2 protein-coding genes are annotated in these 788 nt (G+C 44.9%); both read left to right on the top strand.

Features of this window, described 5'->3' with window-relative positions; all coding sequences use genetic code 11:
• Positions 1-167 precede the first annotated feature (167 nt).
• Positions 168-356: a hypothetical protein gene (locus CUS_RS12285; protein ID WP_037277308.1), complete on the top strand. Its 189-nt coding sequence runs from the start codon at positions 168-170 to the stop codon at positions 354-356.
• Between the two features lie 88 nt (positions 357-444).
• Positions 445-591 (top strand): hypothetical protein, encoded by a 147-nt coding sequence (locus tag CUS_RS20470; protein ID WP_242831555.1) that lies wholly within the window; start codon positions 445-447, stop codon positions 589-591.
• Positions 592-788: the final 197 nt, after the last annotated feature.

The following is a 788-nucleotide window of genomic DNA, read 5'->3' as shown; positions in this document are numbered from 1 at the left end:
ATCAGGGAGCGAAGTTTCGCTCCCTGTTCTGTTTTGTGCGCTATGTTATGGGGAATTTGCTTTCAGAGGTCTTTTTGCTGCGCTTATCCAGACATTATCTGAAAGACTGGACTTTCAGCCTGTACTGCTTTATACTTATCATATAGCCATTACAAGGAGGTCAACCTATGGACATTTTGAAAGATATGGTGGAACACATACGCTTGGACTTTGACCGCACTCTGTTGGTCGATGAAGAATACACAAGTGCAGAAGAAAGATTGCACAGCTTCATTGGAAACGAGCTGCCGCCTGAGAAATCGCATGAAATAGACTCGCTCATCAACGACGTAACAAATCGAGTCCGATACGGCTGAATGTGAAAAACTGAGTGAGCAGAAAGCTCTGCTGATCTATCAGTCTTTGTGCAAACAGTATAGCTGTGAGGGACAGGCTCTTGCGGATATGATCGCAAGAGAACACGAGCAAGCGACTACATCCGGTGCTGATGAAAAAACTGTTTCGGATAACAGCTATGATGATGTTGCTGACGAGGAAGAAATGCTCGGTCAGACTTCTTTCTTTGAGAAGAAAAATCCTTACTCGGATTAAAAATATATCCGACAACAAAACGATTATAGCGATGCCGCTGAGTGCTGTCCGGTGCGCACAAATCAGATACAGAAACTTTGGGCGCAATACCTATGGACAAGCCTCGGCGGTTCGCGCTATAATATTACTGTGCAGGAGTAACGCCCTGCAACAAAAAGCCTATGCGTGTAGAGATAGATAATCGCAGGCGGAAAGGA

The organism is Hominimerdicola alba 8, from assembly GCF_000178155.2.
GTDB classification, from domain to species: Bacteria; Bacillota; Clostridia; order Oscillospirales; family Ruminococcaceae; genus Hominimerdicola; species Hominimerdicola alba_C.
The sequence above is the reverse complement of the archived record's forward strand: the minus strand, read 5'-3'. Positions and strand labels throughout refer to the sequence as shown.

Excerpts from the sequence above, each read along its gene's own strand:
- CUS_RS12285 (WP_037277308.1), top strand. The coding sequence starts at position 168 with ATGGACATTTTGAAAGATATGGTGGAACACATACGCTTGGACTTTGAC.
- CUS_RS20470 (WP_242831555.1), top strand. The coding sequence starts at position 445 with ATGATCGCAAGAGAACACGAGCAAGCGACTACATCCGGTGCTGATGAA.